The organism is Aeromicrobium sp. Leaf245 (assembly GCF_942548115.1).
Taxonomy (GTDB): Bacteria; Actinomycetota; Actinomycetes; order Propionibacteriales; family Nocardioidaceae; genus Aeromicrobium.
Genome location: NZ_OW824151.1, coordinates 3,151,777 through 3,168,382 on the forward strand (window position 1 = coordinate 3,151,777; position 16,606 = coordinate 3,168,382).

General features: G+C 73.3%; 18 protein-coding genes and 1 tRNA gene. 5 read left to right on the forward strand and 14 right to left on the reverse strand.

Annotated elements, in window-relative coordinates; translation table 11 throughout:
• Positions 1-3: 3 nt before the first annotated feature.
• The 5 genes from NBW76_RS15420 to NBW76_RS15440 form a co-directional block, all read right to left on the reverse strand.
• Complete coding sequence (locus NBW76_RS15420) at positions 4-210, reverse strand: hypothetical protein (RefSeq protein ID WP_056552521.1); 207 nt, start codon at positions 208-210, stop codon at positions 4-6.
• On the reverse strand, positions 200-1,096 hold the full coding sequence (locus NBW76_RS15425) for an NAD(P)-dependent oxidoreductase (RefSeq protein WP_156364663.1): 897 nt from the start codon (positions 1,094-1,096) through the stop codon (positions 200-202). Before NBW76_RS15425 ends, NBW76_RS15420 begins: the two co-directional genes overlap by 11 nt.
• A gap of 106 nt (positions 1,097-1,202) precedes the next feature.
• Positions 1,203-2,000 carry an HAD-IIA family hydrolase gene (locus NBW76_RS15430; protein WP_055969122.1) on the reverse strand — a complete coding sequence of 266 codons (798 nt, stop codon included), beginning with the start codon at positions 1,998-2,000 and terminating at the stop codon, positions 1,203-1,205.
• Positions 1,997-3,001 carry a PHB depolymerase family esterase gene (locus tag NBW76_RS15435; protein WP_156364664.1) on the reverse strand — a complete coding sequence of 335 codons (1,005 nt, stop codon included), beginning with the start codon at positions 2,999-3,001 and terminating at the stop codon, positions 1,997-1,999. The genes NBW76_RS15430 and NBW76_RS15435 overlap by 4 nt, the downstream gene beginning before the upstream one ends.
• Before the next feature lie 92 nt (positions 3,002-3,093).
• The gene (locus tag NBW76_RS15440) at positions 3,094-3,372 is read right to left on the reverse strand and encodes a hypothetical protein (protein WP_055969128.1); all 279 of its coding nucleotides are present in this window, start codon (positions 3,370-3,372) and stop codon (positions 3,094-3,096) included.
• Between the two features lie 143 nt (positions 3,373-3,515).
• On the opposite strand from NBW76_RS15440, the gene NBW76_RS15445 reads away from it, so the two are divergent.
• On the forward strand, positions 3,516-4,694 hold the full coding sequence (locus tag NBW76_RS15445; protein WP_055969132.1) for a PQQ-dependent sugar dehydrogenase: 1,179 nt from the start codon (positions 3,516-3,518) through the stop codon (positions 4,692-4,694).
• Positions 4,695-4,725: 31 nt separating this feature from the next.
• Here NBW76_RS15445 and NBW76_RS15450 read toward each other — a convergent pair whose 3' ends face one another.
• From NBW76_RS15450 to NBW76_RS15465, 4 genes are all read right to left on the reverse strand, one after another.
• Entirely contained in the window at positions 4,726-5,361 is a 636-nt protein-coding gene (locus NBW76_RS15450; RefSeq protein WP_055969137.1) for a hypothetical protein, read from the reverse strand.
• 8 nt (positions 5,362-5,369) lie between these two features.
• The gene (locus NBW76_RS15455; protein ID WP_156364665.1) at positions 5,370-6,347 is read right to left on the reverse strand and encodes a hypothetical protein; all 978 of its coding nucleotides are present in this window, start codon (positions 6,345-6,347) and stop codon (positions 5,370-5,372) included.
• 252 nt (positions 6,348-6,599) lie between these two features.
• Positions 6,600-6,672, reverse strand: a tRNA-Arg gene (locus tag NBW76_RS15460).
• 87 nt (positions 6,673-6,759) lie between these two features.
• Complete coding sequence (locus NBW76_RS15465; protein ID WP_055969144.1) at positions 6,760-7,221, reverse strand: PaaI family thioesterase; 462 nt, start codon at positions 7,219-7,221, stop codon at positions 6,760-6,762.
• A gap of 58 nt (positions 7,222-7,279) precedes the next feature.
• On the opposite strand from NBW76_RS15465, the gene NBW76_RS15470 reads away from it, so the two are divergent.
• Positions 7,280-7,828 (forward strand): TetR/AcrR family transcriptional regulator, encoded by a 549-nt coding sequence (locus NBW76_RS15470; protein WP_055969147.1) that lies wholly within the window; start codon positions 7,280-7,282, stop codon positions 7,826-7,828.
• Between the two features lie 193 nt (positions 7,829-8,021).
• On the opposite strand, the gene NBW76_RS15475 is transcribed toward NBW76_RS15470, so the two are convergent.
• A complete protein-coding gene (locus NBW76_RS15475; RefSeq protein ID WP_055969149.1) occupies positions 8,022-8,984 on the reverse strand; it encodes a PHB depolymerase family esterase in 963 nt (320 codons plus the stop codon).
• A gap of 112 nt (positions 8,985-9,096) precedes the next feature.
• Between NBW76_RS15475 and NBW76_RS15480 the strand changes: the two genes are divergently transcribed.
• A complete protein-coding gene (locus tag NBW76_RS15480) occupies positions 9,097-10,089 on the forward strand; it encodes a DNA topoisomerase IB (protein ID WP_055969152.1) in 993 nt (330 codons plus the stop codon).
• Between the two features lie 3 nt (positions 10,090-10,092).
• Here NBW76_RS15480 and NBW76_RS15485 read toward each other — a convergent pair whose 3' ends face one another.
• Positions 10,093-11,460 (reverse strand): NAD(P)/FAD-dependent oxidoreductase, encoded by a 1,368-nt coding sequence (locus tag NBW76_RS15485; protein ID WP_056552530.1) that lies wholly within the window; start codon positions 11,458-11,460, stop codon positions 10,093-10,095.
• Positions 11,461-11,616: 156 nt separating this feature from the next.
• On the opposite strand from NBW76_RS15485, the gene NBW76_RS15490 reads away from it, so the two are divergent.
• Positions 11,617-13,263 carry an Ig-like domain-containing protein gene (locus NBW76_RS15490; RefSeq protein ID WP_056552532.1) on the forward strand — a complete coding sequence of 549 codons (1,647 nt, stop codon included), beginning with the start codon at positions 11,617-11,619 and terminating at the stop codon, positions 13,261-13,263.
• Positions 13,256-13,921, forward strand: a complete 666-nt coding sequence (locus NBW76_RS15495) for a hypothetical protein (RefSeq protein WP_156364668.1) — start codon at positions 13,256-13,258, stop codon at positions 13,919-13,921. Before NBW76_RS15490 ends, NBW76_RS15495 begins: the two co-directional genes overlap by 8 nt.
• A 7-nt stretch (positions 13,922-13,928) precedes the next feature.
• On the opposite strand, the gene NBW76_RS15500 is transcribed toward NBW76_RS15495, so the two are convergent.
• Genes NBW76_RS15500 through NBW76_RS15510 form a run of 3 tightly spaced genes read right to left on the reverse strand, consistent with a single transcriptional unit; the run spans position 13,929 to position 16,540 of the window.
• Positions 13,929-14,876 (reverse strand): 1-aminocyclopropane-1-carboxylate deaminase/D-cysteine desulfhydrase, encoded by a 948-nt coding sequence (locus NBW76_RS15500; RefSeq protein ID WP_056552539.1) that lies wholly within the window; start codon positions 14,874-14,876, stop codon positions 13,929-13,931.
• Positions 14,873-16,048 (reverse strand): S8 family serine peptidase, encoded by a 1,176-nt coding sequence (locus NBW76_RS15505; protein ID WP_056552540.1) that lies wholly within the window; start codon positions 16,046-16,048, stop codon positions 14,873-14,875. Before NBW76_RS15505 ends, NBW76_RS15500 begins: the two co-directional genes overlap by 4 nt.
• 42 nt (positions 16,049-16,090) lie before the next feature.
• Complete coding sequence (locus NBW76_RS15510) at positions 16,091-16,540, reverse strand: PGPGW domain-containing protein (protein WP_055969169.1); 450 nt, start codon at positions 16,538-16,540, stop codon at positions 16,091-16,093.
• Positions 16,541-16,606 lie beyond the last annotated feature (66 nt).

A 16,606-nucleotide genomic window follows, 5' to 3' on the forward strand; every position in this document is an offset into this window, starting at 1 on the left:
GGTCTAGCCGCCGTGATGGGGCGGGACGTCCCGCATCAGCTCGTCGTCACGACGAGACGGTGCGGGCGTCCCGCCCTTCGTGCGCGGCGGTGGCGACACGTCGTCGTCGCGCTCGTCGCGCGTGGTGTCGGGCAGCAGGTCCCCGAGCAGCAGCGCGGCCCGGCGCCGGCGCTCCTGCTCCGCGCGCCGCGCCTCGTCGTCAGCCGACACCGTCGAGCCAGTCCGGGGTGAGCTTGGGGAACAGGGGGTGCCAGCCGGCGCGATCGCCGAAGCGCTGCGAGCTGATGCGCTGCGACCGCGAGAACGTCTCGAGCCGCACGCCCGCGACCTTCTGGGTGATGCGGTGGTGGAAGCGCCCGCCGCGGCGCCCGCCCGCGAGCGCGAGCTGCTCGGCCAGGTCGGCACGACGGCAGGGCTCGGCGCCCACGTTGTAGGTGCCCACCGGCGCGGTGAGGGCCGACTCCGCTGCGGTGCCGACGTCGTCGACGTGCACGAGGTGGACCCACGACTGGGGGTCGCCCCAGCCGGTGGGCCGGCCGGACCGGGCACGACGCACCATCCAGCGCGAGCTGGGGTCGGGGCCGACGATCTGGCCGAAGCGCAGCACCACCACGTCGGCGCCGTGCCGGCGGACCGCCTCGGCGTGCTGCTCGGCCTCGGCCACCGTGTCGGTGTCGCGGGTGATCTCGACGGGGGCCTGCTCGTCGATCCAGTCGTCGCCACCGTCGGCGTAGATGGACGAACGGCTCTGCTGCACGAGTCGTGGGACGCCGGCCGTGAGGGCCGCCTGGGCCACCCGCTGCGAGCCGATCGCCCGGATCCGGTCGTTGGCCCGCCACGCGCCGGGGCGCAGCATCGACAGGCCCACCGGCATCCGTCCGGCGAAGTTGATGACGACGTCGCAGCCCCGCATGCCCTCGACGAGCGCGTCGGCGTCGAACACGGTGCCGCGGTGCGGGCGGCCGCCGTGGGCCTCGACGACGGAGGCGGCCCGGTCGGATCGGGCGAGACCGACGACGTCGTGTCCTGCGTCGACGAGACTCGTCATCGTCGAGCGGCCCATGACTCCGCTGGCTCCGGTGAGAAAGACCTTCACGTTCTGGCTCCGTGACGTCGGGTGGTGTACCGCCGTGTGTGGACTGGTGTCGACCGCCGGTCGGGCGATCGATCGGACCAGGATAGCGGAACCGGGCCCAGGGCCCTCAGGCGTCGCTGTCGGCCAGCTCGGAGACGAGGGGGACGACGTCGGCGATCGAGTCGACGACGCGGGTGGGCCGGAACGGGAACCGGTCGACCTGGCCCGGGGAGGTGGAGCCGGTGAGCACCAGGATCGAGCGGAGCCCGGCCTCGAGCCCCGAGAGCACGTCGGTGTCCATGCGGTCGCCGATCATGACGGTGGTCTCGGAGTGGGCCTCGATGCGGTTCAGAGCCGTGCGCATCATGAGCGGGTTGGGCTTGCCCACGAAGTAGGGCTCGACGCCGGTGGCCTTCGTGATGAGCGCCGCGACCGATCCGGTGGCCGGCAGGCTGCCCGACGGAGAGGGACCGGTGGGGTCGGGGTTCGTGGCGATGAACCGGGCCCCGCTCTCGATGAGCTGGATGGCCTTGGTGATCGCCTCGAAGGAGTAGGTGCGGGTCTCGCCCAGCACCACGTACTCGGGGTCGCGGGTGGTCATCACGTAGCCGACGTCGTGCAGGGCCGTCGTCAGCCCGGCCTCGCCGATCACGTAGGCGGTTCCCTCGGGACGCTGCTCGCTCAGGAACTTGGCGGTGGCCAGGGCCGACGTCCAGATCGCCGACTCCGGGATGTCGAGCCCGGCGGCGTGCAGGCGGGCCCGCAGGTCGCGCGGGGTGAAGATCGAGTTGTTGGTGAGCACCAGGAACGGGCGCTCCTGCGTGCGAAGTGCCGCGATGAAGTCGGCCGCACCGGGGATGGCGCGCTCCTCGTGCACGAGGACGCCGTCCATGTCGGTGAGCCACGAGACGACGGGCTTGGTCATGGCTTCTCCTGGTCGATGGAGTGCGTGCGCACGAAGTCCCAGATCAGCTGGGTCGCGTCCACGTCACCCTTGGCCGGTCGGGTCCGGGGCGAGTCGACGGTGGCGCCGGGCGCGTCACCGCCGGGCCAGCGGTGCTTGCCGGCGCCCAGGAAGTAGGCCTCGACGTCGGCGCCGCCCGCGCACGGCGTGTAGGCGAGGTGGACGACGCCACCGGGCAGCTTGGTGCGCGCACCCGGCAGGCACCCGTTCTGCTGGGCCCAGCGTGCGGCCGTGAGCACCGCCGACGGGAGCCGCCCGATCTTCGTCTTGGCGGCACCCTTGAGCGGGACGACCTTGTCCTTCATGCCGTGGAACACGATGAGGGGCCGGGCGGGCGCCTGGGCGCACTCGGGGGTGCGGTAGGGGCCGGCCACCGACGCGTACGCGGCGAAGCGGTCGTCGTCGCGGCACGCGAGCGCCATCGTGAGGGCGCCACCGTTGGAGAAGCCGACGGCGTAGGTGCGCGACTCGTCGGTGCAGGTCGTGCTGCGGACGTCGTCGAGGAGCGCGTCGACGAAGGCCAGGTCGGCCCCGTCGCGACCGTCGACCTCACGGAACCGCCACGCGGGGACGTTGCCGAGCGCCTGGGGTGCCACGACCACGGCGTCCTCGGTGTCGGCCAGCTGGTCCATGCGGGTCATGCGCAGCATCGACTCCGGATCTCGTCCGAGACCGTGGAACAGCACGACGACCGGCAGCGGGCGGCTGCCGTCGTAGCTGGCGGGTACGTGCACGAGGTAGCGCCGGTCGGCGCCACCGAAGGTCATGGTGCGCTGGCTCGTGCCGATGATGCCGGGCGCGGGGGTGCTGCACGGACCGTCGGCGACGGGCGGGGCCGCCGGCTCGTCGGAACGCGCCATGGTGGTGCCGGCGAGCACGAGGCTCGCCGTGAGCACCGACGCGAGGAGGACGAGGAGCGGTCCCGAGGCATGCGTGCGAGCACGACGGACCAGGGACACCACGGGCACATCCTACGCGGCGCGGACCCCGGCCTCGGCATCGTCGACGCGTCGGCCGTCACCCGCGCTCCGGGGCGCGCACCCCCTGCGGGCGGTCAGCCGTCTGCGGGAGCGACCACGGAGGCGAGCCCCGCAGGCTGCGGGTGCTCGCTGGTGCACCGGGCCCCGGGGTCGATCTGGTGCACGACGGCGTCGACCAGCCACTGGTCACCCGCGCCCCGGCACTCGACCACGACGTACACGCTGGACCCGTTGTGGGTACCCAGCGCGACCACGCCGCTCATCGCCGCGGTGTGGAAGTCGGCGAGGATCCTCTGCTGCTCGCGCACGCCGCTGACCTCGTACACGACCACGGTCCAGGAGCGTTCGTCCATCCGTGACATGAGGCCTCCGAGGTGCGCGGGCGTGCTGCGTGGTGCGGTGAGCGTACGACCGATCCCGCGTCGGCGCGCGTCGGCGACGTGACGACCTCGCCGGAGAGGGTGACGGATCGGCGGACCGCACGGATACTGGGTCGATGAACCTGCGCCGCGTCTCCGTCGTCCTGTGCGCGAGCGCCTCGCTCGCCGCTGCCCTCCTGGTCGGGGGCACGCCGGCCGCCACCTCCGCTGCCGCCGAGGCCCCGGCCCTGGACGTCGAGGTCGTGCAGTCCGGACTCGTCCATCCTTGGGCGCTGACGTTCCTGCCCGACGGTTCGATGCTCTACACCCAGCGCGACGCCCGGACCGTGACGATGCTCGAGCCGTCGGGCCGCTCGACGGTCGTCCTCTCCCGCCCGGCGGGCATGTGGAACGGCGGCGAGACGGGGCTCATGGGGATCGAGACCTCCGTCGACTTCGCCAAGACCGGCCTCTTCTTCACCTGCCACGGCTACCGCTCGGGCTCCACAGCCGACGTCCGTGTGGTCGCCTGGAAGCTGGACCGGACCACGCGCAAGGCGACCTTCTCGCGCAACCTCGTGACCAGCCTGGTCTCCCGCTCGGGGCGCCACGGCGGCTGCGCCCTGGAGCGCGGCGCGGGCTTCTCGCTCTACATCGGCACCGGCGACGCGGCCCGACCGGACGTGCCGCAGGCGCCTCGGTCCGGCGGCGGCAAGGTGCTCCGCGTGGTCAGCTCGACCGGCAACGGGTACCGCGACAACCCGTGGGGCACGGCCGCGAACGCGATGCAGCGGCGGCTGTGGACCTACGGCCACCGCAACGTGCAGGGGCTCGCGCGTCAGCCCTCCACGGGCCGCATCTGGTCGGCCGAGCACGGCTCGTACCGCGACGACGAGATCAACGGCCTGGTCAAGGGCGGCAACCACGGCTGGAACCCCGTGGCGCGGAAGGCCGGCGACCCGTTCTACAACGAGGGCGCCAACTCGCCCATGACCGACTTCGCGATCCCAGGAGCGCAGCGGGCAGCGTCGTGGAGCTCCGGCCAGCCGACCATCGCCACCAGCGGAGCCGCGTTCGTGACGGGCGAGAGCTGGGGTGCGCTCGACGGCGCGCTGGCGGTCTCGGCGCTGAAGGGTCAGCACCTGCGCTTCCTCACGTTCGACTCGGCCCTGAAGCTCGTCGACGACGTGCGCCCGCCGGAGCTCGACGGGACGTACGGGCGCCTGCGGGGCGCGCAGCTCGGCCCCGACGGCGCGCTCTACGTGACGACGTCGAACGGGTCCGACGACAAGATCCTGCGCATCACGCCGCGCTGACGGGACGCCAGGGCGGCACGCAGGTCCCGGCTCAACGCTCGTCGAACGGCGTCATCGGCGGCGCCAGGTGCTCCAGCTCGGCGAACCGGTGGCTCCACGGCGAGCCCTGCTTCATCCGTTCGCCGAGCGCCGTGCGCTGCCCGTCTCCCCAGAGCGGGGGCGTGCCCGTGGCCGTCGCGACCGTGCCGGCGGCGGCGAGCAGGACGGTGGACAGCCCGCTGCGCCGGCGGGTGGGGGCCACGTAGACCTGGTCCACCTCTCCGGTGCGCGGCCACCACCGAACCGCACCGGCCTGGTCGGCGGCGCGGACGCCGGCCTCGCGCGGCAGACGTCCCTGCAGGACCTCACCTGCCGGGACCGTCCCGCCGGCGAAGGCGACGAGGTTGGTCGCGGGCTCACGCTCCTGGGGCTCGTGCACCTGCACGAACCAGAGCCCACCGGTGCGCTCGAGCAGCGCGGGGGCGACCTCGAGCCGCAATGGCGTGCCGTCGGCCCGCGGGGTCAGCCGGCAGAGCACGGTCTCCCCACGCACCAGGTCCTCGGCCTCTGCGGCGAGCAGCTCCGTCACGGTGCCGTCGGGGCGAGCGCCACCGACGACCGACGCGAACCAGGCCGTGGCGCCGTCGGGCCCCAGAGCCCGACAGCGCCAGACCTGCGGCCCGAGCACGAGGCGGCTCAGGCGTCCGAACGGCGTCGGCCGGCCGCGACGGCCGTGCCGCCGGCGGCGACCATGGCGAGACCGAGCGCGAGGAGTGCGCCCTCCGGGCCCCCGGTGTCGGGCAGACGTGCCGAGCCGGCCGCGTCCGAGGAGTCGCTCGTGTCCGAGGGGTCAGCCGGGTTCGAGGGATCGGTCGGGCCCGAGGGATCGGTCGGTTCGGCCGGCTCCTCCGGATTCGGCGCGCCCAGCTCGAACCACACGTCCGCGGTGTCGTCGCAGAAGAGGGCATCGGTCTCGCTCACCTCGCACGGGGTGACGGTTGCGGTCCTCGTCTCGGGCGCCAGCTCGCCCGGGGACGAGAGGTGCTGGACGGTGACCGTGGCCCCCGGCGTCGTGTAGTACCAGTTCAACCGGTCCGTCGCGGACTGGCCGGGATCGTCGATGTCGACACCTCGGGCGCTGGCGCGCAGCTCCGGCTGGTTCGGGTAGGGCCGGAAGAAGTTGCCCTCGCACTGGCTGTCGCCGCTCCCCGGGTCTCCGACCGCGATGGTGGTGCAGTCGAAGGTCTCGGAGTCGGCGCCGTCCTGGCTCGTCACCGTCACCCGGAGGACGCTGCCCTCGGTCACGGTCCCGGCGGGGAGGTCGTTGTCCTCGGCGAGGCGGACACCCACCCGGAACTTGCGCGACCCGTAGTTCGGAACGACCTCCTCGGCCTCGTCGACGTCGTCGACGACCTTCGGGTCGGGCGTGTCCTCGGTGGACGTCGCCTCGGACGTCGACGTCCCGGTCTCCGGGCTGGTGCTCTCCTCGACGTCGGACTCGCCGTCCGGGGCCGCGGAGGTCTCGGGCGTGGAGGTCGGCGTCGACTCCTCGGAGCCGTCGACGTCGCTCGAGGTGGTGTCGTCGGCAAGCGCAGGCGCGGCGACGGTCACGAGACCGGCCACGGCGCAGGCGCCCGCGACGGTGAGGCGGGCAAGGGGCGAGCGAGCGCTCATGAGGGACATCGGTGCTCCGGACGGGACAGGGGGCGGGCCGCGACCAGTATGGGGCTCTGCGCAGGTCGACGGGGCGCACTCCCACGAAAGGGGACCTTGGACCCGGCGCGGCCCGGACCTTTCGGGCCGGCGACCGGCGAAGCCGGGCTGGGTTCGAACCTGGGACCTGCGACTGAGGAGACCGTTTCCCTGCCGCTGCTGCTCCGCGCCCATCACGACCCGGCCGTACGTGCCCCACGCCCCGGCCGTACGTGCCCCCGGCAGGATTCGAACCTGCGACCTGCGGTTTAGGAAACCGTTGCTCTATCCCCTGAGCTACGGGGGCGGGGCGCCGAGCCCCGAGGGGTGACGACGCACCCCCATCTTGGCAGGCGCGGCAGGAGCGGGGCGCAGCCGACCCGACCTCGGCAGGTCAGCGGTAGATCATGCAGGTCGTGGTGCCGTGGGCGACGAGCCGGCCGGAGGCGTCGACGATGGAGCCCTCGGCGGTGGCCACCTGGCGTCCGACGTGGATGGTGCGGCCGGTCCCGACCAGGCGTGCACCGTCGACCGGGACGGTCCGGATGTAGTTGACCTTGAGCTCGAGCGTCCCGTACCCGACGCCCGCCTCGAGCGTCGAGTGGATCGAGCAGCCCATCACCGAGTCGAGCAGGGTGGCGCAGATGCCGCCGTGCAGGGACCCCAGGGGGTTGGCGAAGGTGGGCTTGGTCGGCACCGAGAACACGACCGTCCCCTCCTCCAGCGACTCGACCTCGAGGCCGAGGAGGTCCCCGATGAAGGGCGGCCTGTCCTCGGCCGCGAAGGCGGTCCGGAGGAACTCCAGCCCGGTGAGCTGCTTCAGGTGCTCCAGCTGCTCGGCTGACAGCGACGTCATGACGGACCCTCTCGATCGACGAGGACCCACTATAGACCGATCGGTCTATAGTGGGTCGATGGCCACCGGAGCGAGGGACCGCATCGTCACCGCCACCATCGCGCTGGTGCGCGAGCGTGGGGTCCACGGCACCGGCGTGGCCGAGGTCCTCGAGCGCAGCGGTGCGGCGCGCGGATCGATCTACCAGCACTTCCCGGCCGGCAAGCCGGCCCTCGTCGCCGAGGCCGTCCGGGTCGCAGGACGACACCTGGAGAGACTGATGACCGACGGCGCCGCGGCCGCCCCCGAGCAGCCCGCCGTCGCGATGCTCGAGGCAATGCTGGACTGGTGGGAGCGGGAGATCCGTCGCCACGGCGGAGCACTGGGCTGTCCGATCGCGGCCGCGGCGGTCGATGACGACCCGGTGGTGAACGCTGCCGCCCAGGCGGTGTTCGAGCGCCTGCACGCCCTGCTGTCCGAGACCACGGGCGACCCGAGCGCCGCCAGCGTGGCTCTCAGTGCGGTCGAGGGAGCCATCCTGCGCTCGCGCGTGGCTCGGGACCCGGAGCCCCTCGACGACGTCCGGCGCCACCTGACGGGGCTGCTCGGGGCCTCCCCCCGCACCTAGGCCAGTGGCCTTCCAGGGGTCGGCACGGGGGGAGGTCCTTCCAACGTAACGGCTCAGCGGCGTCGCGCGCGACGACAGCGCGCAGTCTCCGCGACCCACCGCGTCCCCGCCCTCACGTCACTGCGGAGGCAGGGTGCGCGCGTGCTCCATCCCTCGCTCGGCCCAGTCGGCCAGTCCGTCGCCCAGCGAACCCTCAGTCGCCCAGCCCGAAGAACTCGACCATGAGGTCGGTCGCGTCGATCGAGGAGGTGGTCTTCCCCAGCACGGGCACCTCGAAGTCCGCCCCGGGCCAGGTGTGCCCACCGTCGTCGATCACGTACGTCTCGAGGCGCGCGGAGCCGTCGCAGTCGCGCCACCGCTCCAGCTCCACGTCGGAGGCCACCTCGGTCGTGCGCGGCTTCGTGGCGCAGCCGTCGTGCTTCGCCCAGTCGGCCATCACGGCGTCGACCGAGCGGACGGGGAACAACGGGGTCTCCCCGCCGTCGAACGGGACCACCTCGTCGCCCGTGCCGTGGAAGTAGACGACCGATGCCGGCGGGGCGTCACCGCAGGCAGCGTCGTCGTAGAAGGTGGCAGCCACGCCGCCGTAGGCCTTGAACGGGAACTCGCCCGAGCAGGCCATCGCGAAGATGACCGCCGACCCGTTCGACATGCCGGCCGCGTACTGCCGGTCGTCGTCGACGCACCACTCGTCGCCGAGCGACGTCGTGAGCTCGAGCCAGAACGCGGCGTCGGAGCCGGCCGTGGAGGCCGGTGTCAGGACGTCCCAGGTGCTTGGCGTCCCGGTGGCCTGCGGCGAGACGAGGATGAAGTCCCGGTCGTCGGCGGCCGCCGGGAACGACGCGTACGTCGCGACCTCCGCGGCGGAGCTGCCGAGACCGTGGAAGAGGTACACGACAGGCAGGGGGCGTGAGCCGTCGTAGCCGGTCGGCACGTGCACGATGTACTGCCGCAGCGTGCTGTCGACCGTGATCCTGCGGGTCACGTCGCGCGTCGCCCCGGTGACGTCGTCGGGCACGGACCCGCAGCCGGGAGTCGTCCCCGCGGACCCGGCCGTCGACGGCGTGCCGGTCGGTCGCGCCTCGGTGCCTGCCGAACCGCGCGTGCAGGCGCCCAGGGTGAGGGACAGGACGACGACCGCGACGAGAGCTCGCACGCCCCTAGTCTGCCGGGTCCCGCCCCACGCCGAGGTCGACACCTCGTGATCGACGCCGCGTCGGCGCTCGGCTCGAGTCGCGGCGGCCACGGAGGCGACCTACCGTCGCTGCATGGTCCGGCTGCGCAGAGTCTCCGCCTCGATGGACGGCTGGTCGCGGGTGCGACACGGCCGAGGCTTCCGCTACCTCGACCAGGATGGCGCCCCGCTGCAGGAGATCGACGTCGAGCGCTGCAAGCAGCTCGTCATCCCGCCTGCGTGGACGAAGGTCTGGATCTGCCCGGCGCACAACGGCCACCTGCAGGCGGTCGGCACCGACGACGCCGGACGCCGTCAGTACCTGTACCACCCGGCCTGGCGCGAACGGCGCGACGCCGAGAAGTTCGTGCACATGGAGGGCTTCGCCGCAGCACTGCTCGACGTCCGCGACCGTGCCCGCGACGAGGTCACCGACGAGCCGACGCTGCGCAGCGTCTCCGCCCTGGCCTTCGGTCTGCTGGACCTCGGGATCTTCCGGGTGGGCTCGGACCGCTACGCCGACGAGAACGGCAGCTACGGGCTGACCACCATCGAGAAGCAGCACGTCCGACGTGACGGCGACACGCTCGTGTTCTCCTACGTGGCCAAGAGCGGCCAGGACCTGGAGGTCGCGCTGCGCGACGAGAGGCTCATCTCGGCGCTCGAGCCGCTGCGTCGCCGCCGCACCGGCGGCGACGTCCTGCTGGCGTACCGCGGCGACGACGGCTGGTCGACCCTCGGGGCGTCAGCCGTCAACGACTACGTGAAGGAGATGCTGGGCGAGGAGTTCTCGGCGAAGGACTTCCGCACGTGGCGCGGCACCGTGATCGCGGCGGCCGCCCTCTCCTCGTCGGACGCGTCGACCAAGACCGCGCGCAAGAAGTCGGTGGCCGCCGCCATGCGGGAGGTCTCCGAGCACCTCGGCAACACCCCGGCCGTCGCACGCTCGTCGTACGTGGACCCGCGGGTCGTCGACCTCTTCGACGACGGGGTCGTGGTGGCCGGCGGCCACCGTCCCGTCGCTCCGGGCGAGCCGGTGAGCCGCACGCTGGAGAAGCAGGTCCTCGAGCTGCTCGGCAAGGGCTGAGGGCTACTCCGCCACGTCCTGCAGCACGCTCTCGACCGCTCGCCAGAACGTCGGGTAGGCGAACACGGAGTTCCGCAACGTCGCCACCGGGACCTCGGCGCGGACCGCCACCGCCAGACCCGAGACGGTCTCGCCCCCGGCGGGTCCGACCACCGTGGCGCCGACGACGACGTCGCGGGCGGTGTCGACGACGATCTTGACGACGCCCTCGGCGCCCGGGCCGTGGGTGAAACCGCGCGAGCTCTGCGCGAGGTCGGTGGTGGAGACGGCCACGTCGAGACCACGGTCGCGCGCCTGCTTCTCGGTGAGGCCGACGCCGCCGACCTCCGGGTCCGTGAACGTCACCCGCGGGAACGAGGTGTCGTAGTCGGGCAGGTCCTCCCCAAGGATCGCGCGGGCCGCGCGGTCCGCCTGGTACATCGAGACGTGGGTGAAGGCGCCGCGCCCGGCCACGTCACCGACGACCCAGACGCCGTCGGTCGCGAGCATCGCGTCGTCGACCTCGATCGACCGGGCGTCAGGGTCGAGACCGACGGTCTCCAGCCCGAGGTCGCCGATGGACGGCTTCCGTCCGGCCGCCACCAGCACCTGCTCGGCGTGGACGGTGCCCGAGGCAAGGTCGAGGGTGAACTGCGTGCCGTCGTGGGAGACGGAGGTGATGCTGTCGCCCTCGCGCACGTCGATGCCGTCGCGCTCGAACGCACCCCGCAGCACGTCGGAGGCCTCGGGCTCCTCGGGGCCCAGGATCCGGGGTCCGACCTCGACCACCGTGACCTCGCTGCCGAAGCGAGCGAACGCCTGCGCCAGCTCGAGCCCGATCGGCCCGCCACCGATGACCACGAGGGAGCTCGGCAGGACGGTCGCCTCGAGAGCCTCGTGGTTCGTCCAGAAGGGCGTGCCGGCGAGGCCGTCGATCGGCGGCACCGCGGCCCGGGTCCCCGGGTTGAGCACGACGCCGCGCCGGGCCTCGATGCGCTGCGTCCCCCCACCGGCGACGTCGACCTCGACCACGCCGGGACCGGCCAGCCGACCGTGACCGCGGACCAGGCGCGCGCCCGACTTCTCGAGCCGCTCGGCGGCCACGGTGTCGTCCCAGTCGTCGGTGGCCTGCTCACGGATGCGCTTCGCGACCACGGAGAAGTCGGGCTCGACCGTCGCGGCGCCGGCCAGCTCCACCGCGCGCCGGGTCTCCGCGATCGCGCCGGCGGCGCGGATGAACATCTTCGACGGGATGCAGCCCCAGTAGGGGCACTCACCGCCCACGAGACCGGACTCCACGGCCACGACCTCGAGCCCCTCCCCCGCCAGTCGGGCCGCCAGCGCCTCGCCACCGGGTCCGAGACCGATCACCACCACGTCGCACGTCGTCATGCCTCCATCGTGGCCCCGCCTTGGTCCTCGCGCAGGACCGGGGCGCGACTCCCGGGTGAACAGAGCCGCGAAAGGCGGGCGGAGTCGGCCGCCGTGACCTACGCTCACGGAGCCCGCACCCGCGGGACGACCCACATCGCACTCCCGCGGAGCCTCATGTCCCTGCCTTCCGGCACCTCGTTCCTGCGCACCCCGATCGGCCGTCTGGCCGTCACGGGTGCCGCCACCCTCGTCACGCTCGTCGGCGTCGCGCCGACGGCCATGGCCGACGAGGACCTCGCTCCCGAGACGTCCTCGACGGACCGGACCACCACCGAGTCGTCCGGCGTCGAGCCGTCCCTCACCTCCGAGCAGGAGCAGGAAGCGCTCGCCGAGGAGCCCCCCGCAGGTGACGCCGTGGACGGACCTGCGTCCGAGGACGTCGCCGCACCGGCCGAGGAGCCGGTCGAGGTGGCCCCGACGGAGGACGAGGCCGAGCCCGCCGCCGAGGCCGCGCCGGGGCCCGAGGTGGCCGCCGCCGACACCGAGCTCGTGCTCGCCGACGACACGGGCGACGTCACCGCGGGCCGGACCGGGACGTTCTACGTCCTCCAGAACGACACCAGCACCGACGCGATCCGCTCGCTCACGATCGAGAGCCAGGGCGAGCACGGCACGGCCTACGTGGTGGGATCCCGCTTCGAGGAGCCCGGCCAGGACGTACCGGGCGAGGGCTCGCTGCGCGTCGAGTTCGACGCCGACGAGGACTACACCGGACCCGACTCGTTCACCTACCGCGTGACGACGGCCGACGGCACCACCGCCACGGCCACGGTGGACCTGCAGGTCGAGGCCTACGTCGCACCGCCGGTGAACGCGGACTTCGGCACCACGAAGTTCCGGGTGGGCGTACAGCTGGCCGACGGGTCCTACGCCCCCCAGGGGACGGCCGGCGGCGTGTTCCGCATCCAGGAGATCCGCGCCGACGGTACGACCCCGGATCCCACGACCTGCACGACGTTCACCACCTTCGAGTTCGGCCCCGGTTCGTCGAGGTGCAGCGAGCGCGAGGGGAACCCCGGCTCGACCTACGTCATCACCCAGGAGTCGGCCGCGCCCGGCGCCATCGCCTCGCCGCGTCGGCGCGTGATCGACCCGTGCACGGAGGAGACACCCGAGTACTGCTTCTTCTTCAGTCCCGGTGAGTCCTCCGACAGCGCCGTCGCCCTGTTCACGAACGCGGGCGCGATCCTCCCCGATGCCGTCGACGACGAGGACGAGTCCTTCGACGGCGACCCGGTCGACGTCGACGTGCTCGCCAACGACGACAGCGAGGACCCGGGCACGACGCTGGACGTCGCGTCCCAGCCCGACGGCGGCACCGCCGAGCTGGTGGGCGAGGCCACGGTTCCGACGCCGGAGCCGGGCCCGGACGACCGCGTCGGCGTGCTGGCCGTGCCGAGCGCGGGCACCCAGCGGATCCGCTACACGCCGGAGCCGGGCTTCGAGGGCGTGGACACCTTCACCTACCGCCTCACCAACGGCAACGGGTCCGACACGGCCACGGTCAGCGTGCTGGTCAGCGACAACGGTGCCGTCACGCCGGTCGACCCCACCGACCCGGACGACTCCGATGACGGCGAGAACGCCTCGGACGGCGAAGGTGCCGGTTCGGGAGGCGATCGCGTCCGACCCGCCGCAGCCGGTCTTCCCTCGACCGGTGGACCCGATGCGGGCCTGCTGGCCCTCGGCGGAGCACTGCTCGCGACCGGTGCGGTCGCTGTCGCGGGGAGCCGACGCCGCAGGGACGCCGCGGGTGCCTGACGACGCACCCGCGTTCCCGATCTGGCACGTGCGTGTCGTCGACCCCGACGGCGCGCTCGTGCGGGTCTCGCTCGTCCAGTCCGACCGGCACGCCGACGGGACCGCGCTGACGGTTCCCGAGTCGGGGGCCGGGCCGGAGGAAGCCGCGGGCGTCGTCGCCGTCGCACACCTGACCGACGGGCTCGTGTCCCGGCTCGAGGTGACGGCGGACGCGGCACCCAAGGCACCTCCTCTCTGGTTCGTGGAGGTCCCGGAGCCTGAGCCGGCGTCCGGTCCGCCCGCGACGTCGATCGTGGCGTTCACCGGTGGCGACGTCGAGGAGACGGCTCTCCTGACGGTGCGCCAGGCGCAGCACCATGGCATCCAGTCGGCCGAGCAGGTCGGCGCGTTCCGCTGGATCCCGCACTCGGGCTTCGGCGACCAGCTCTACGTGGCCCCGTCGTGGCGGAGGCGGACCATCGGCACGGGTCTGCTCGCTGCGGGCGGTGTCCTGTCACTCGCGCGCGGGTGGCCCCGACCGTGGGGCGACGGCCAGCGCACGGCCGAGGGCGACCGCATGCGCCAGGTCGCCCGCTGGGCGCACCTCAGCCAGGAGCTCACCCACCTGATGCCGCCCATGACTCCCTTCGAGGAGCGCGGGGACGCGCCACCCCGATAGTGGTCGGCTACCGCGGGCCGTGCGTCTGCAGGAACAGCACGGGGCCGTCGAGGGCGCTCCCGCGGATCGCGGCGAGCGCCTTGGCCGTGTAGACAGGCTCGAGCTCCAGGCCCTGGTCTGCGGCCCAGGCGCGGGCCTCCTCGGCCTCGGGCGTCAGGGCACCGTAGGTCTCGCCGAGCCACGACGCGTCGGCGACGAGGTCGCGCGGACCGATGCGCTCCTCCACGAGAGCGCCCCGGGTGCGCAGGAGTGCGGCCGTCTGGTCGGCCAGGCGCGCGATGGTGACGGCGTCGAGGCGGAAGGCGTCGTTGACGACGATGCCCAGCACCCGCGAGCGCAGACCCGCCATGCGCAGCCCGAGCGTGAGGCCGGCGGCCGTTCCACCGGACCCGACCGCCGTCACGACGGTGGCCGGCTCGGGCAGCAGACCGGCCCGGACCTGCTCCGCGATCTCGAGGGCGGTCTCGACGTACCCGAGGCTGCCGACCGCGGTCGATCCGCCGGCCGGGACGTAGTGCGGCAGACGCAGTCCGTCGGCGTAGCGCGCGAGCAGGAGGGGCGCGGTGCGCCTCAGGCTTCGCACCGACCGGAACCGGTGGATGTCGGCACCGGAGGCGTCGAGGCGTCGTGTCTGCTCGCGCACGTGGTCGTCGACCGGCTGGTCGACGAGGCCGAGCACCACGCGCAGCCCGTGCTCGCGTCCGTAGAGCGCGGCGGCGAGACCCCAGTGGGTCCCGATGCCACCCACGGTGAACATCACTCTGCGGCGCCGACGTTGGAGCTCGGGGATGATCCACTCGAGCTTGCGGACCTTGTTGCCACCCCACCCGCCGTCGCCGAAGCCCGCCTCGTCCTTGACCCAGAATCCGTCGAGCTCCCGCACCGGCGTGGGGCCGGTCCCGAGCCGGACCCACGGCAGGTCGGCGTCCGGGAAGCGGCGCGCGAGGAAGGTCATCCCACCAGGGCCCTCACGTCGAGCAGGCCGGCGCCGTACGTCCGGTCCTTGCCGCGGGCGCCGAGGTCGCGGGCCGTGCTCTCGAGGCGCGCGGCCACCGTGCCGGCGCTCCAGCCACGCCGGCTCATGGCCATCGCCGCTGCGGCGGCCACGTGCGGCGCCGCCATCGACGTGCCGCTGAGCGAGCAGTAGTAGGTCCCGGAGCAGCCCACCCTGTTCTGCCTCGGCACGGTGGACCAGATGCCGCCCCCCGGAGCGGCGACGTCGACCCAGGATCCGCAGCTGCTGAAGCGCGAGGCGGCGAGCGAGGAGTCGAGCGACCCGACCCCGACGACTCCTGCGTAGGCGGCGGGGTACTGCGTGCGTACGAACAGGCCGCACCCGGTGTTCCCGGCCGCGGCGACCACGAGCACGCCCCTGCGCTGGGCGTAGGCCACGGCCTGCCGCACGGCGGGGTCGTCGCCCGGGATGCTCAGCGAGAGGTTGATGACGTGAGGCCGACGGTCGGCCGCACGCACGATGCCGCGCGCGACCGCGTCGCTCGTGCCGCGGCCCGCGGAGTCGAGCACCCTGATCGGCAGGATGGCCGCGCGGGGCGCGAGTCCGGCCACCCCACGACTATTGCCCGCGACGGCGGCCACGATGCCGGCCACGTGCGTGCCGTGGCCGTTGGGGTCGGCCGCGCTGGTGCCGGGAGCCAGCACGTCGTAGCCCGCCCCGACGTTGCCCCTGAGGTCGCTGTGCGTGGCGTCGACCCCGGTGTCGAGGACGGCGACGACCGCACGCCTCGTGGTCCTGGTGGCGGCGCCGTTCGCCCGCGTCCAGACGGTCTCGGCCTGGAGCCGGGTCAGGCCCCACTGCCGGGGGCGGAGCGTGTCGTTCGACGCGGTCGTGCGCACGGGCAGCGCGACCGACACCGCGTCGACGTCGCGGTCGCGCAGCGCACGGGCCACGAGCAGCCTGGCTCGATCGCGACTGGACACGACGGTGGTGCTGATCTCAGGTCGACCCTGGGGTCCGAGGGTCGTGGTGACCACGCGCAACGGCTGGCCGTCCGCGGCGCGGGCCACGATCCGCTCCGCCGTCCGGTCCACCGGCGGCTCGTCCGACGCGGCGACCGGAGTGATCCCGGACGCCAGGAGACCGGCGACCGTCGCGGCGAGGACGGTCACAGCGACAGGGGGACGACGACGTCGGGGCGTCACGGGCGAAGACTACCGCGTTCGCCAGCGCCGCACGCTGTAGACGAGCAGACCCCACGCCACCACCGCGGAGGCCATCAGCCCCAGGCCCGTGGCCCATCCAGCCGCGGGGAGCCGGGGTCCGAAGCCGACGCCGAGCACGCTGAACTCCGGGATCGTCGGCGACATCCACCACACGACGCCGAGCGCGAACAGCCACACCCCGCCGAGGGCGCTGAGGGTGATGCGCGGCCAGGTGGCGACGCCGAAGCGCGCCGCCTCGATCGCCTTCTCGCGCACGGGCCCCAGTACCCGCCGCGCCCAGGCGTGCTGGCGCGAGAGCACCGTGATGCCCGCGAGGATGATCAGGAGGCCGGGTCCCGGGAGCGGCCACAGGATGATCCCCACCACGACCAGGACCCAGCCCAACGTCTCGGTGGCGACACGCTCGAGCACGCCGCGCTCACGACGCTGCTGCTTCATGGCCACAGGATGCCCTAGTCCACCCACACCGGGGCACGGACCTGGTGCGGTCCTGGACACACCGAT

Bases quoted from the DNA above. Each gene is read 5' to 3' on its own strand.
- NBW76_RS15445 (WP_055969132.1), top strand. From the start codon at position 3,516: ATGAACCTGCGCCGCGTCTCCGTCGTCCTGTGCGCGAGCGCCTCGCTC.
- NBW76_RS15455 (WP_156364665.1), bottom strand. From the start codon at position 6,347: ATGAGCGCTCGCTCGCCCCTTGCCCGCCTCACCGTCGCGGGCGCCTGC.
- NBW76_RS15465 (WP_055969144.1), bottom strand. From the start codon at position 7,221: ATGACGTCGCTGTCAGCCGAGCAGCTGGAGCACCTGAAGCAGCTCACC.
- NBW76_RS15440 (WP_055969128.1), bottom strand. From the start codon at position 3,372: ATGGACGAACGCTCCTGGACCGTGGTCGTGTACGAGGTCAGCGGCGTG.
- NBW76_RS15510 (WP_055969169.1), bottom strand. From the start codon at position 16,540: ATGAAGCAGCAGCGTCGTGAGCGCGGCGTGCTCGAGCGTGTCGCCACC.
- NBW76_RS15430 (WP_055969122.1), bottom strand. From the start codon at position 2,000: ATGACCAAGCCCGTCGTCTCGTGGCTCACCGACATGGACGGCGTCCTC.
- NBW76_RS15480 (WP_055969152.1), top strand. From the start codon at position 9,097: ATGGTCCGGCTGCGCAGAGTCTCCGCCTCGATGGACGGCTGGTCGCGG.
- NBW76_RS15500 (WP_056552539.1), bottom strand. From the start codon at position 14,876: ATGACCTTCCTCGCGCGCCGCTTCCCGGACGCCGACCTGCCGTGGGTC.
- NBW76_RS15470 (WP_055969147.1), top strand. From the start codon at position 7,280: ATGGCCACCGGAGCGAGGGACCGCATCGTCACCGCCACCATCGCGCTG.
- NBW76_RS15490 (WP_056552532.1), top strand. From the start codon at position 11,617: ATGTCCCTGCCTTCCGGCACCTCGTTCCTGCGCACCCCGATCGGCCGT.
- NBW76_RS15485 (WP_056552530.1), bottom strand. From the start codon at position 11,460: ATGACGACGTGCGACGTGGTGGTGATCGGTCTCGGACCCGGTGGCGAG.